This is a genomic window from Enterobacter cloacae complex sp. 394F7 (genome assembly GCF_057320385.1).
In genome coordinates this window covers 17,924-31,862 of the sequence record NZ_JBXWCS010000012.1, presented here as the reverse complement: position 1 = coordinate 31,862, position 13,939 = coordinate 17,924, and the positions used below count along the sequence as shown (strand labels likewise).

General features: G+C 55.9%; 10 protein-coding genes. 3 read left to right on the top strand and 7 right to left on the bottom strand.

Annotation, left to right across the window (positions count from 1 at the left end; all coding sequences use genetic code 11):
- Window positions 1–48: 48 nt before the first annotated feature.
- Window positions 49–471 (top strand): DoxX family protein, encoded by a 423-nt coding sequence (locus AC2FAK_RS17415; protein WP_095455439.1) that lies wholly within the window; start codon window positions 49–51, stop codon window positions 469–471.
- 53 nt (window positions 472–524) lie between these two features.
- Here the strand turns inward: AC2FAK_RS17415 and glyA are convergent, their stop codons facing one another.
- The gene (gene glyA, locus AC2FAK_RS17410) at window positions 525–1,778 is read right to left on the bottom strand and encodes a serine hydroxymethyltransferase (RefSeq protein ID WP_013098302.1); all 1,254 of its coding nucleotides are present in this window, start codon (window positions 1,776–1,778) and stop codon (window positions 525–527) included.
- A 303-nt stretch (window positions 1,779–2,081) separates the two neighbouring features.
- Between glyA and hmpA the strand changes: the two genes are divergently transcribed.
- A complete protein-coding gene (gene hmpA / locus AC2FAK_RS17405; protein WP_095455396.1) occupies window positions 2,082–3,272 on the top strand; it encodes an NO-inducible flavohemoprotein in 1,191 nt (396 codons plus the stop codon).
- An 80-nt stretch (window positions 3,273–3,352) separates the two neighbouring features.
- Here hmpA and glnB read toward each other — a convergent pair whose 3' ends face one another.
- From glnB to purL, 5 genes are all read right to left on the bottom strand, one after another.
- The gene (gene glnB / locus AC2FAK_RS17400) at window positions 3,353–3,691 is read right to left on the bottom strand and encodes a nitrogen regulatory protein P-II (RefSeq protein WP_003860685.1); all 339 of its coding nucleotides are present in this window, start codon (window positions 3,689–3,691) and stop codon (window positions 3,353–3,355) included.
- Between the two features lie 80 nt (window positions 3,692–3,771).
- Complete coding sequence (glrR, locus tag AC2FAK_RS17395; protein ID WP_013098304.1) at window positions 3,772–5,109, bottom strand: two-component system response regulator GlrR; 1,338 nt, start codon at window positions 5,107–5,109, stop codon at window positions 3,772–3,774.
- Window positions 5,096–5,833, bottom strand: a complete 738-nt coding sequence (qseG, locus tag AC2FAK_RS17390; RefSeq protein WP_045901177.1) for a two-component system QseEF-associated lipoprotein QseG — start codon at window positions 5,831–5,833, stop codon at window positions 5,096–5,098. Before qseG ends, glrR begins: the two co-directional genes overlap by 14 nt.
- A gap of 1 nt (window position 5,834) precedes the next feature.
- Complete coding sequence (qseE, locus tag AC2FAK_RS17385) at window positions 5,835–7,262, bottom strand: two component system sensor histidine kinase QseE/GlrK (RefSeq protein ID WP_141236777.1); 1,428 nt, start codon at window positions 7,260–7,262, stop codon at window positions 5,835–5,837.
- Window positions 7,263–7,791: 529 nt separating this feature from the next.
- Window positions 7,792–11,679 carry a phosphoribosylformylglycinamidine synthase gene (purL, locus tag AC2FAK_RS17380; protein WP_095455394.1) on the bottom strand — a complete coding sequence of 1,296 codons (3,888 nt, stop codon included), beginning with the start codon at window positions 11,677–11,679 and terminating at the stop codon, window positions 7,792–7,794.
- 267 nt (window positions 11,680–11,946) lie between these two features.
- On the opposite strand from purL, the gene mltF reads away from it, so the two are divergent.
- Window positions 11,947–13,497, top strand: a complete 1,551-nt coding sequence (gene mltF, locus AC2FAK_RS17375; RefSeq protein ID WP_095455393.1) for a membrane-bound lytic murein transglycosylase MltF — start codon at window positions 11,947–11,949, stop codon at window positions 13,495–13,497.
- Here mltF and tadA read toward each other — a convergent pair.
- Window positions 13,385–13,924, bottom strand: coding sequence for a tRNA adenosine(34) deaminase TadA (gene tadA / locus AC2FAK_RS17370; protein WP_038420406.1), 540 nt, complete (start codon window positions 13,922–13,924; stop codon window positions 13,385–13,387). The genes mltF and tadA overlap by 113 nt on opposite strands.
- Between the last annotated feature and the right edge of the window lie 15 nt (window positions 13,925–13,939).

Sequence of the window (13,939 nt, the reverse complement as noted above, 5' to 3'; positions counted from 1 at the left end):
AAAATGTGTATTACGTTTAAATTACTCCACTTGCAGAGGTTTTCTGCCATGAACTCACTTCGCTATTTCGATTTCGGTCAGTCACGCCACCTGTTGTTGTTGATTGCCCGTATCGCGCTTGTCGTACTCTTTATTATCTTCGGCTATCCAAAACTGACGGGGTTTAACGGCACCGTGCAATATATGACGTCGCTTGGCGCGCCAATGCCCATGCTGGCGGCCATTATCGCCGTGGTGATGGAAGTCCCTGCCACCATCCTGATCGTGCTGGGCTTTTTCACCCGCCCTCTCGCCGTACTGTTTGTGTTCTACACGCTGGGCACGGCAGTTATTGGTCACCATTACTGGGACATGACCGGGGATGCGGTTGTGCCGAATATGATTAATTTCTACAAGAACGTCAGTATTGCGGGCGCATTTATCCTGCTGGCGATTGTGGGACCGGGAGCAATATCCCTCGACCGACGTTAAGACATAAAAAAAGGCCGCAAACGCGGCCTTTTTATTTCTGCTAAGCAGAAGAGTTATGCGTATACCGGGAAGCGTGCGCAGATATCCAGAACTTTCGCTTTTACGCGCTCAATAACCGCTTCGTCATTGATGTTGTCCAGAACGTCACACATCCAGCCAGCCAGCTCTTTCACTTCCGCTTCTTTGAAACCGCGGCGAGTAACAGCCGGAGAACCGATACGGATACCGGAGGTCACGAACGGACTCTTCGGATCGTTTGGTACGCTGTTTTTGTTCACGGTGATGTTGGCGCGGCCCAGGGCGGCGTCAGCTTCTTTACCGGTCAGGTTCTTATCAACCAGATCCAGCAGGAACAGGTGGTTTTCAGTACCGCCGGACACCACTTTGTAACCACGGTTCAGGAACACTTCCACCATCGCTTTGGCGTTTTTGGCAACCTGCTGCTGGTAGACTTTGAACTCTGGCTCCATCGCTTCTTTCAGCGCGACAGCTTTTGCCGCGATCACGTGCATCAGCGGGCCGCCCTGTGCGCTTGGGAACACAGCGGAGTTCAGTTTTTTGTACAGCTCTTCATCGCCGCCTTTCGCCAGGATCAGGCCACCGCGTGGACCCGCCAGGGTTTTGTGCGTGGTGGTGGTCACAACGTGAGCATGAGGAACCGGGTTCGGGTAAACGCCTGCGGCGATAAGACCGGCAACGTGCGCCATATCAACGAACAGGTAAGCACCGATGCTGTCTGCGATTTCACGCATTTTTGCCCAGTCAACGATACCGGAGTAAGCAGAGAAACCACCGATGATCATCTTCGGCTTATGCTCTTTAGCCTGCTTCGCCATGTCTTCGTAGTCAATTTTGCCTGACTCATCAATACCGTAAGGGATGATGTTGTACAGTTTGCCAGAGAAGTTTACCGGGGAGCCGTGAGTCAGGTGACCGCCCTGCGCCAGGTTCATACCCAGAACGGTATCGCCCGGCTGCAGCAGCGCGGTGTAGACCGCGAAGTTTGCCTGAGAGCCGGAGTGCGGCTGGACGTTAGCGTAGTCAGCGCCAAAGAGTTCTTTCGCACGGTCAATCGCCAGTTGCTCAACGATATCAACGTACTCGCAACCGCCGTAGTAGCGCTTGCCCGGATAACCTTCAGCATATTTGTTGGTCAGCTGAGAACCCTGCGCCTGCATGACGCGCGGGCTGGTGTAGTTCTCGGAGGCGATCAGTTCGATGTGCTCTTCCTGACGTACTTTTTCCTGCTCCATAGCCTGCCACAGTTCGGCATCATAATCGGCAATGTTCATTTCACGCTTTAACATCCGCATCTCCTGACTCAGCTAACAAGTAAAATTTGGCCTGAAAAGGCAGTCCTGTTGGACGACGGGCAACAGTATAACTGAATAGTTCTGTGATAACAGGTCTTGACAAACGATTTTACGCAAACGTTTTCCTTCACGCCACGCAAGGGTTTGAGGAATAAAGCCCTCGTCATTTTCAACGGATTTCTTTTCAGGTTTGTGATGCATATATTTCATCTTGCAAAGAACCATTTACATCGCAGGGTTATTTTTATAAGATGCATTTAAAATACATCATTAAGTTCACATCAGAAGGACGCGCTCATGCTCGACGCTCAAACCATCGCTACCGTTAAAGCCACCATTCCCCTGCTGGTGGAGACCGGCCCTAAGCTCACCGCGCATTTCTATGACCGCATGTTCGCGCACAACCCGGAGTTGAAAGAGATTTTCAACATGAGTAACCAGCGTAACGGCGATCAGCGGGAAGCGCTTTTCAATGCCATCGCGGCCTACGCCAGCAACATTGAAAATCTGCCAGCCCTGCTGCCTGCGGTGGAGAAAATCGCGCAGAAGCATACCAGCTTCCAGATCAAACCCGAGCAGTACAACATTGTGGGCGGTCACCTGCTGGCGACGCTGGACGAGATGTTCAGCCCGGGCCAGGAGGTACTGGACGCATGGGGCAAAGCTTACGGCGTGCTGGCAAACGTCTTTATCAACCGTGAAGCGCAGATCTACAGCGAAAACGCCAGCAAGAACGGTGGCTGGGAAGGGACCCGCGCCTTCCGCATTGTTGAGAAAACGCCGCGTAGCGCGCTGATTACCAGTTTTGAGTTCGAGCCGGTGGATGGTCAACCCGTTGCCGATTATCAGCCGGGGCAGTATCTCGGCGTCTGGCTGAAGCCTGAAAGTTTCCCGCATCAGGAGATCCGCCAGTACTCCCTCACCCGTAAGCCAAACGGCAAAGGCTACCGTATTGCGGTGAAACGCGAGGACGGCGGTCAGGTTTCCAGCTGGCTGCATAACGAAGCCAGCGTGGGCGACGTGGTTCATCTGGCTGCGCCGGCGGGCGATTTCTTTATGGCCGTTGAGGCAAATACCCCGGTGACGCTGATCTCTGCGGGTGTGGGTCAAACGCCAATGCTGGCGATGCTGGACACGCTGGCGAAATCCAGCCACAGCGCGCAGGTTAACTGGTTCCACGCCGCTGAAAACGGGGATGTGCACGCCTTTGCTGATGAGGTGAAAACGCTGGGTGCTACCCTGCCGCGTTTCACCGCGCACACCTGGTATCGTCTGCCAACGGCTGCCGATCGTACAGCGGCCCGCTTTGACAGCGAAGGGTTGATGGATTTACGCCAGCATGAAGGTGCGTTCAGCGCGCCGGAGATGCAATTCTACGTCTGCGGTCCGGTGGCGTTTATGCAGTATGCCGCGAAACAGCTGGTTGAGCTGGGCGTCAATAAAGACAACATCCATTACGAATGTTTTGGTCCACATAAAGTGCTGTAATACAAAAAGCCCCTCGAACGAGGGGCTTTTTTGCCGGATGGCGGCTGCGCCTGACCCGGTCTGCAAAACCGCTGGCAATGTTAAATCGCAGCGTCGTCTTCTTCGCCGGTACGGATACGGATGACGCGCGCCACGTCAAAGACGAAGATTTTACCGTCGCCAATTTTACCCGTTTGCGCCGTACGAATAATGGTATCCACACAGGTATCGACAATATCGTCGCTTACCACGATTTCAATTTTCACTTTCGGCAGAAAGTCCACCATGTACTCTGCACCACGGTAAAGCTCGGTGTGGCCCTTCTGACGACCAAAACCTTTCACTTCGGTCACGGTCATACCGGTGATGCCCACTTCCGCCAGTGCTTCACGTACATCATCCAGTTTGAAAGGTTTAATAATCGCATCAATCTTTTTCATGGTGGGTCCTTAAACTCTTGCCTGTAAGCTGCGTCGTAATCGATTGCTCACAGTATCATATTCATTCGAAGTTTGCGGTACTACTCTTTAAAATCGTTGGCTTCCAGTTCATGGCGTGACAGCAGCTTATAGAACTCGGTGCGGTTGCGTCCGGCCATGCGTGCCGCGTGGGTCACGTTACCTTTGGTGATCTGCAACAGCTTACGCAGATAGTTTAGCTCGAACTGGTTACGCGCTTCGGCAAACGTCGGCAGTGCCGTGTTCTCGCCTTCCAGCGCCTGCTCCACCAGCGCGTCACTGATGACAGGTGACGACGTCAGCGCCACGCACTGCTCTATCACGTTGACCAGCTGACGCACGTTTCCCGGCCAGCTTGCGGCCATCAGCCGCTTCATCGCATCGGTGGAAAACGCCCGCACAAACGGTTTGTGGCGATCCGCAGACTGGCGCAGCAGGTGATTCGCCAGCAAAGGGATATCTTCCGCACGTTCAGCCAGCGCCGGAATTTTCAGGTTCACGACGTTCAGGCGGTAGTAAAGATCTTCACGAAACTCATTGCGCGCCATTACCTTTGGTAAATCACGGTGCGTGGCGGAGATGATGCGCACGTTAATGTCGATATCGCGGTTGCTGCCCAACGGGCGCACTTTTCGCTCCTGCAGCACGCGCAGTAATTTGACCTGCAGCGGCGCAGGCATGTCGCCAATCTCGTCCAGGAAAAGCGTACCGCCTTCTGCCGCCTGGAATAAGCCTTCCCGGCTGCTGACTGCACCGGTGAACGCACCGCGGGCGTGGCCGAAGAGTTCAGATTCGAGCAGTTGTTCAGGCAGTGCGCCGCAGTTAATGGCAATAAAGGCGTTTTTGCTGCGTGGGCTGGCATTATGGATGGCCTGTGCCAGGATCTCTTTCCCGGTGCCACTCTGCCCGTTAATCAGGACGCTGACGTCAGACTGCGCCACCATCCGGGCCTGTTCCAGCAGACGCAGCATGATGGGGCTACGCGTGACAATCGGCTCCCGCCACGCCTCATCGCTCGACGGGGCTGCATGTTCCAGCGCACTGTCGATGGCCTTATACAGCGCGTCTTTGTCCACCGGCTTGGTCAGGAAGCTGAAGACCCCCTGCTGTGTCGCCGCGACGGCATCCGGGATCGAGCCGTGCGCCGTCAGGATAATCACCGGCATGCCCGGCTGCTGCTTCTGGATCTCTGCGAACAACTGCAGGCCATCCATTTCATCCATCCGCAGGTCGCTTATCACCAGGTCAATTTTCTCCCGGGCGAGAATTTTGAGCCCCTCCAGCCCGCTTTCAGCCGTCACGACGCTGTAGCCTTCACTGACCAGACGCATTCCCAACAGCTTGAGCAAACCGGGATCGTCATCCACCAGCAGGAGATGGGCAGGTTTACGGCTCGTCATGCTTCACATCCTCTTGTTTCGGTGTATCGCTGTCCGGTGCAGCAGATGAACTCGCTGGCTGATATTTACGCGACGAGAGCTGTCTTTCGATATCGGTCAGGTTCTCCAGCTTACGCGTCGTGGTATCCAGTTGCGTACGCAAATGTTGTTGCTGCTGACGCAGGGTATCCAGCTCGCTGTCGGTTGACTGTTGCAGCTTGCTGTAACGGGAGCGCTCTTCAGACAGCTGAAGTTGTAATGTCTGCCCATCGCGCCAGAGCTGATAAACAGGGCGTACCTGAGCGGGAAGATATGCCACAAAGGTGTCGAGCCGCGTGACGTTCGTGCGTCGTTCGACAGGGGTAATTTTGGCATCCCCAAGCAATATTCCGCGCTTGAAGGCGTCCTGCCAGGTATCGTCGTCCAGCATCGCCGCTTTTGAGCGGGCTTCAACCGGAGCCAGACGCTGCGCGCAGTCTATTCCACGTAGCCAGAACAGAGGATTGGTTTCGACGTCATGCCCCGACAGGTTCCAGATGTCGTCGCAGCGGGTTGAGAGAAAATCTGCCAGCTGATTCTCTGGCCATTTATCTTCCTGTTTATCGCTAATGGCACTTTTTGGCACATGGGAAACACACCCCGCCAGCAATAAACAAGGCAGGCTCAGGCGCAACGTTTTACGGGAAAACACCGCGCGTATGGCGCGGAAAAAGACGTGTGACATACTCACCAGACATAGCTTCATTTTATTGGTTTTTCCGGCTCAGGGGCAGTTCGATACGGAAGCAAACATCGGAACGTTCATCCGTGACAATGTTTAGCTCCCCCTGCATGCGTCGTATACAGTCCCGGGCGATACTTAACCCCAGACCGCTTCCTTTAACCGCACCTTTTCGCTGATGACTTCCCTGGAAGAAGGGTTCAAATATCATCTCTCTTTCGTCATCGGGGATCGGGGTGCCGGTGTTGGCGACATCAATAAAGACCCGTGAACCATTCGTATAGCTTCGGATATAAATGTTACCGGATTCAGTACCATAGTGCACCGCATTGGAATAAAGATTATCCAGAACGCTCATCAATAACATCGGTTCAGCCAGGCAGGTTGGCTCATTAAGCGTCACCCCGGTATGCATCATTTTAGCTCTTGCAGGCAAGCTGTGGGCAGAGATCACCATATCCACCAGCGGCTCAATCTCGACATTTTCAAGGACGACCGCTCCATCCGCCAGCTTGCGGTTGTAATCGAGCAGTTGCTCAATTAATTTCTGCAGATTGCGGCTGCTGGCGTCGAGGATCTCAACAATCTCTTTCTGCTCCACCGTCAGCGGCCCCGCCACTTCGTCTGCCAGCAATTCCGTGCCTTCGCGCATGCTGGCCAGCGGCGTTTTAAGCTCGTGGGAAATATGACGTAAAAACTGATGACGCTGGGATTCCAGCCACGACAGGCGCTCCGAAAGCCAGATAATCCGCTGCCCCACGGAACGCAACTCGCGCGGGCCTTTAAAGGCCACCGTATCGCCCAGTGATTTCCCCTCCCCCAGACGATTGATCATCCGCTGGATGCCCTTCACCGGGCCGATGATCATTCGGGTAAAAAGTAACACCAGCGCGAGGCTGACCAGGAACAGCACCAGCGCCTGCCAGCCAAAGAACTGACCGCGTTCGGCAATCTCCTGCTGCAGTTGCTGACCGCGAGAGAAAATCACCGCACGGGTAGACTGCACCATCTCAGCATTGGCATTGGCAAAGGCTTCAAGGCGAGCGGCTGCGGCGGCATCAGGGCCACTGTTCTTACACTGCAGCAGGGCCAGGTCGTTCAAATCCTGACGTAATGCCTGGTAGAGCTTATCGTCCGGCAACACGCCGGCATGCGCATCCAGCATCTCGCTATAGCGTTTACGCTGATTCTGGTAGACCTTTTCCAGCGTGCGATCGTCAAGCACGCAATACTGACGATAGCTACGCTCCATCTCCAGCGCGGCGTTGGTCATCGCTTCACTGCGTCTGGCGTCAATGAGCGTCGTGCGGTTAGTCAGTGCCGCCTGGGCACTGAGCGCGTTCAGGCTTTGCCACGCCTGCCAGGCCAGGATCAGTAAAGGCAGCAGGATCAGCAAAAAGGCCATCATTACGAGTTGACGCAGGGAACGGGGGAAAACGGGCCAGCGTTTCAACGCATTACTCTCTTTGAATGGGTTTGAGGAGAGCGTAACTGAGTCTGCCCTTCAGATACAACAAAGCCGGGTAAAAACCCGGCTTTGTCATGGAATGAGGCGGTGCCTAACTCGACGTTTCGCCCTGTCCTGATAAAGCAACGCTATGATCAGTAGTTGGACGGCAGGCACCTTTTTGTGCGTCATTCGAAGTTTATGTAGCACGTCCCGAAGGGGCTGACATAAGAAGGTGAATGAGCCACTGATTAATATTATGCAATAGATGTGCCAGAATGCAAATAAATATATTATCGCATTGATATTTATATAATTTATGGGTTTCCACCGTTAATTGCTCGCTGAATGATTTCCAGGCTAAGTGTCGCTAATCAGCAACACCTTAACGGGAACCACACCTGCCATATATAAATCAAAGAGTTAAATGTCTCCATTTGGAGACAGCGGCATTACGGGTCTGTCGCGAAATTGCGACACACATAAAAAAGCCCGGTAGCGCTTTCGCGTACCGGGCTTTAAAGGGCAATATCGATTAACCCAACTGTTTACGTGCGTTGCGGAAGATACGCATCCACGGGCTGTCCTCGCCCCAGTTTTCCGGGTGCCAGGAGTTGCTCACGGTGCGGAACACACGCTCAGGGTGTGGCATCATGATGGTCGCACGGCCGCTTTCGCTGGTGACCGCCGTGATCCCGTTCACCGAGCCGTTCGGGTTAGCCGGATAGGTTTCCGTCACCTTGCCGAAGTTATCAACAAAGCGCAGCGCCACCAGGCCTTTGCTCTCAAGCTGAGCCAGATGGGCGGCATCACGCATTTCTACCTGACCTTCACCGTGAGAAACGGCGATTGGCATCTGCGACCCTACCATTCCCTGCAGCAGCAGAGACGGACTCTGAGTCACTTCTACCAGGCTGAAACGTGCTTCAAAGCGGTCGGACTGGTTACGCACAAAGCGTGGCCACGCTTCACTGCCCGGGATCAGCTCGCGCAGGTTAGACATCATCTGGCAGCCGTTACACACGCCAAGCGCCAGGGTTTGCGGACGATGGAAGAAGCTTTCGAACTCATCGCGCACGCGGTTGTTGAAGAGAATGGACTTCGCCCAGCCTTCACCGGCACCCAGCACGTCACCGTAGGAGAAACCGCCGCACGCCACCAGCGCATGGAAATCTTCCAGACCGGTGCGACCTGCCAGCAGGTCACTCATATGAACGTCGATGGCATCAAAGCCCGCACGGTGGAAGGCCGCAGCCATCTCAACGTGGGAGTTGACGCCCTGCTCACGCAGCACGGCGACTTTCGGACGCGCGCCGGTCGCAATGTACGGTGCAGCGATGTCTTCGTTGATGTCGAAGGAGAGCTTCACGTTCAGGCCAGGATCGTTGTCGTTGGCCTTGGCGTTGTGTTCCTGATCGGCACAGTCCGGGTTATCACGCAGGCGCTGCATCTGCCAGGTGGTTTCCGCCCACCACATACGCAGCGTGGTGCGGCTTTCGCTGAACACCGCATGGCCATCCGCTTCAATGACGAAACGGTCACCCTGGACGGCTTTACCCAGGTAGTGTACGCAGTCTGCCAGGCCGTGCTGAGCCAGCAGGGCTTCAACCGCGTCACGATCGGCCGCGCGCACCTGAATCACCGCGCCGAGTTCTTCGTTAAACAGTGCCGCCAGACGATCTTCGCCAAGCGTTCCGATGTTCGCTTCAACACCGCAATGTCCGGTGAAGGCCATCTCCGCCAGGGTCACCAGCAGGCCGCCGTCGGAACGGTCGTGGTAGGCCAGCAGTTTACGCTGCGCCACCAGCGCCTGAATGGCATCGTAGAAGCCTTTTAACTGTGCCACATCACGCACGTCCGCCGGTTTATCACCCAGCTGACGGTAAACCTGTGCCAGCGCGGTGGCACCCAGCGCGTTGTGACCTTTACCCAGGTCAATCAGCAGCAGGGCGTTGTCTTCGGTCGACAGCTGTGGGGTCACGGTATGGCGCACGTCTTCCACACGGGCAAACGCGGAGATGATCAGCGACAGCGGTGAAGTCATTTCGCGCTGCTCGTTGCCTTCCTGCCAGCGGGTTTTCATCGACATGGAGTCTTTACCCACTGGAATGGTCAGGCCGAGCGCAGGACAGAGCTCTTCACCCACCGCTTTCACAGCTTCATACAGGCCCGCGTCTTCGCCCGGGTGACCGGCAGCGGCCATCCAGTTCGCGGACAATTTGATACGTTTGATATCGCCAATCTGGGTCGCGGCGATGTTGGTCAGTGCTTCACCGACGGCCAGACGAGCAGAGGCCGCGAAGTCCAGCAGCGCTACCGGGGTACGTTCGCCCAGCGCCATCGCTTCACCGTAGTAGCTGTCGAGACTCGCGGTGGTCACGGCGCAGTTCGCCACCGGGATCTGCCATGGCCCCACCATCTGATCGCGCGAGACCATACCGGTCACGGTACGGTCGCCGATGGTGACCAGGAAGGTTTTCTCCGCCACCGCAGGCAGGTGCAACACGCGATTCACCGCGTCTGCTACGGTAATACCCTGACGATCCAGCGCGTTGCCCGCCGCTTTGCGGGTCTGCACGTCGCGGGTCATCTTCGGCGTTTTGCCGAGCAGCACGTCCAGCGGCAGATCGATTGGCTGGTTGTCGAAATGGGTATCGCTCAGGGTCAGGTGTTTCTCTTCGGTCGCTTCACCGATTACCGCGTACGGCGCGCGCTCGCGGCGGCACAGCTCGTCAAACAGCGGCAGCTGATCGGCTGCGACGGCCAGCACATAACGCTCCTGAGATTCGTTACACCAGATCTCCAGCGGGCTCATGCCCGGCTCATCGCTCAGAATGTCGCGCAGGTTGAAACGGCCACCGCGACCACCGTCACTCACCAGCTCCGGCATGGCGTTGGACAGGCCGCCCGCGCCAACGTCGTGAATAAAGAGGATTGGGTTTGCATCACCCAGCTGCCAGCAGCGGTCGATCACTTCCTGGCAACGACGTTCCATTTCCGGGTTGTCACGCTGAACGGAGGCAAAGTCGAGATCGGCGTCAGACTGACCGGATGTCATTGAAGAGGCCGCACCACCGCCCAGACCGATGTTCATCGCCGGTCCACCGAGGACGATCAGCTTCGCACCGACGACGATCTCACCTTTCTGCACGTGATCGGCGCGAATGTTGCCGATCCCGCCCGCCAGCATGATCGGTTTGTGGTAGCCGCGCAGCTCTTCGCCGTTGTGGCTGTCCACTTTCTCTTCATAGGTACGGAAGTAACCGTTCAGTGCCGGACGACCAAATTCGTTGTTGAATGCCGCGCCGCCCAGTGGACCTTCGGTCATGATGTCCAGCGCGGTCACGATGCGCTCTGGCTTGCCGAAATCTTCTTCCCACGGCTGTTCAAAGCCCGGGATACGCAGGTTGGAAACAGAGAAACCGACCAGGCCCGCTTTTGGTTTCGCACCACGGCCCGTCGCCCCTTCGTCACGGATTTCACCGCCGGAACCGGTTGCCGCACCCGGCCACGGAGAGATCGCCGTTGGGTGGTTGTGAGTTTCCACTTTCATCAGGATATGCGCCGGCTCCTGATGGAAGTCATAGCGCCCCGCTTCGCGATCGGCGAAGAAGCGGCCCACCTCGGAACCTTCCATCACCGCGGCGTTGTCTTTATAGGCAGACAGCACGTGGTCAGGGGTTTTCTCCATGGTGTTTTTGATCATTTTGAACAGCGACTTCGGCTGCTGTTCGCCGTCAATAATCCAGTCGGCGTTGAAAATCTTGTGGCGGCAGTGCTCAGAGTTAGCCTGCGCGAACATATAGAGTTCGATGTCGTTCGGGTTGCGGTTCAGCTTAACGAACGCATCCTGCAGGTAGTCAATCTCATCTTCTGCCAGTGCCAGGCCGAGACGCAGGTTAGCGTCAATCAGCGCCTGACGGCCCTGCCCCAGCAAATCCACGCTCTGTACTGGCGCAGGCTGATGGTGGGAGAAAAGTTTCTGCGCATCATCCAGAGAAGCAAATACGCTCTCCATCATGCGGTCATGCAGCTCTGCGGCCACCGCCTGCCACTGGGCGTCGCTCAGGGTGGAGGCTTCAACGTAATACGCCACGCCGCGTTCCAGACGGTTAATCTGGTTCAGACCACAGTTGTGAGCGATGTCAGTCGCTTTGGAAGACCAGGGGGAGATGGTGCCTGGACGAGGCGTCGCAAGGATCAGTTTACCGGTTGGGGTATGGCTGCTCAGACTTGGGCCATACTTGAGCAGGCGTTCCAGCTGTACGCGCTCCTCTGCATTCAGGGGGGCATTCAGGTCAGCAAAATGGACATACTCAGCGTAAATATTGCTTACCGGAAGGTCGGCTGCCTGAAAACGTGCCAGCAGTTTGTTAATACGGAAGGCAGACAGTGCAGGCGAACCACGCAGAATTTCCATCATAAGTCTCTCGTCTTCGAAGCGCCGGGGCGCTTACAGTGTGCGCAAGGGGGGAAAACGGGCGTCATTATAGAGAATCCTGAGCGTCGACGAAACCGTTTGCGTCGAAATAAAATCGACGGCGTCGTTTAACAATAGATGTGACCTCTCTCTCTAATTTGTTGCCAAGTGGCGTAACTTTACGCAAAATGCCGCTCAATCAATGGCAAACCTTATTTTTAACATGGCTACAGCATACTAAGGCAACCGGCGTCGCAGAGAATTAACTAATTGAAAAAATTAAAGATTAATTATCTGCTCATCGGCATTGTAACGTTGCTGTTGGCAGTGGCCCTCTGGCCTTCCATCCCCTGGTTCGGCAAAGCCGAAAACCGTATCGCCGCCATTCAGGAGCGGGGGGAGTTGCGTGTCAGCACGCTTAACTCTCCGCTGATTTACAGCGACATCAACGGCAAAACCATCGGTCTGGATTATGAGCTGGCTCAGCAGTTTGCCGATTACCTCGGCGTGAAGCTCAAAATCACCGTGCGCCAGAACATCAGCCAGCTGTTTGATGACCTGGATAACAACGATGCCGATATCCTCGCCGCCGGGCTGGTGTACAACAGCGAGCGCAGCAAGAATTACCAGCCGGGCCCGACCTATTACTCCGTTTCACAGCAGCTGGTCTATCGCGTCGGTAGCCTGCGCCCGCGTACGCTGGCCTCGATCAACGCTCAACAGCTGACGATTGCCCCGGGCCATGTGGTGATTGACGATCTGCGTGAGCTGAAGGAGAAGAAATACCCTGACCTGAGCTGGACCGTTGACCCTAAACTCGGCACAACGGAGCTGCTGGGCCAGGTCAAAGATCAGAAATTGCCTTACACCATCGCCGACTCCGTGGCGATCAGTCTGTTCCAGCGCGTGCATCCTGAAATCGCCGTGGCGCTGGACGTGACGGACGAACAGCCCGTGACCTGGTTTACTCATCTTGATGACGATCAGACCCTCTCTGCGGCCATGCTCGATTTTTATAACACCATTAATGAAGACGGTACCCTGGCACGCCTGGAAGAGAAGTACCTCGGCCATGGTGATGACTTTGACTACGTTGACACCCGCAGCTTCCTGCGCGCGGTAGACAGCGTCCTGCCTGACCTGCAGCCTCTGTTCGAAAAATATGCGCAGGAGATTGACTGGAAACTGCTGGCGGCTATCTCGTATCAGGAGTCCCACTGGGACACCCAGGCCACCTCCCCCACCGGCGTGCGCGGCCTGATGATGCTGACTAAAAATACCGCGCAGAGCCTCGGGCTGACCGACCGTACCGATGCGGAACAGAGCATCAGCGGCGGCGCGCGCTACCTGCAGGATATGATGGCCAAAGTGCCCGAGACAGTGCCGGAAGAGGAGCGTATCTGGTTCGCGCTGGCCGCCTACAACATGGGCTATGCCCACATGCTCGACGCCCGGGCTCTGACGGCAAAAACAAAAGGCAACCCCGACAGCTGGTCTGACGTAAAACAGCGTCTCCCGCTCCTGAGCCAGAAGCCGTGGTACAACAAGCTCACCTACGGCTATGCGCGCGGACATGAGGCTTATGCCTACGTGGAAAATATTCGTAAATATCAGATTAGCCTGGTGGGATATCTGCTGGAGAAGGAAAAAGAGGCGACAGAGGCGAAACAGCTGGCGCAAAGCTATCCGGTTGTGGCACCGGACGAAATTAATCGCCCGACGACTTCAATTCTGCCTTTTGTTGCTTTTTCTGCTGACGGCGCATTCGAAAGAAATCACTTAATAGCCCCGAACACTCTGGTGCAAGCACCCCACCGATAGTCTTCACCTGATGGTTCATTCCCGGGTGTCCAAGCACGTCCATCAGCGAGCCCGCAGCACCGGTTTTTTCATCCCGCGCGCCAAAGACCAGCGTACCGATACGACTGTGCACCATCGCGCCGGAACACATGACGCATGGCTCAAGCGTGACATACAGCGTGGTGTCGAGCAGACGGTAGTTTTGCAGTACCAGCCCACCCTGACGAAGCGCCATGATTTCTGCGTGAGCGGTAGGATCGTGGCGACCAATCGGGCGGTTCCACCCTTCTCCAATCACCTGGTTGTTATGGACAAGCACCGCACCCACGGGCACTTCTCCCTCGTCCCAGGCGCGCCGGGCAAGGGTGAGCGCATGGCGCATCCAGTATTCGTGTGAGAATTCAGGGTTGGACAACGGTTGATACTCCAGTCGAAAAGCGGGCGGCATTATACACACCCGCTA

Bases quoted from the DNA above. Each gene is read 5' to 3' on its own strand.
- hmpA (WP_095455396.1), top strand. From the start codon at position 2,082: ATGCTCGACGCTCAAACCATCGCTACCGTTAAAGCCACCATTCCCCTG.
- tadA (WP_038420406.1), bottom strand. From the start codon at position 13,924: ATGCCGCCCGCTTTTCGACTGGAGTATCAACCGTTGTCCAACCCTGAA.
- purL (WP_095455394.1), bottom strand. From the start codon at position 11,679: ATGATGGAAATTCTGCGTGGTTCGCCTGCACTGTCTGCCTTCCGTATT.
- glrR (WP_013098304.1), bottom strand. From the start codon at position 5,109: ATGACGAGCCGTAAACCTGCCCATCTCCTGCTGGTGGATGACGATCCC.
- glyA (WP_013098302.1), bottom strand. From the start codon at position 1,778: ATGTTAAAGCGTGAAATGAACATTGCCGATTATGATGCCGAACTGTGG.
- qseG (WP_045901177.1), bottom strand. From the start codon at position 5,833: ATGAAGCTATGTCTGGTGAGTATGTCACACGTCTTTTTCCGCGCCATA.
- AC2FAK_RS17415 (WP_095455439.1), top strand. From the start codon at position 49: ATGAACTCACTTCGCTATTTCGATTTCGGTCAGTCACGCCACCTGTTG.
- glnB (WP_003860685.1), bottom strand. From the start codon at position 3,691: ATGAAAAAGATTGATGCGATTATTAAACCTTTCAAACTGGATGATGTA.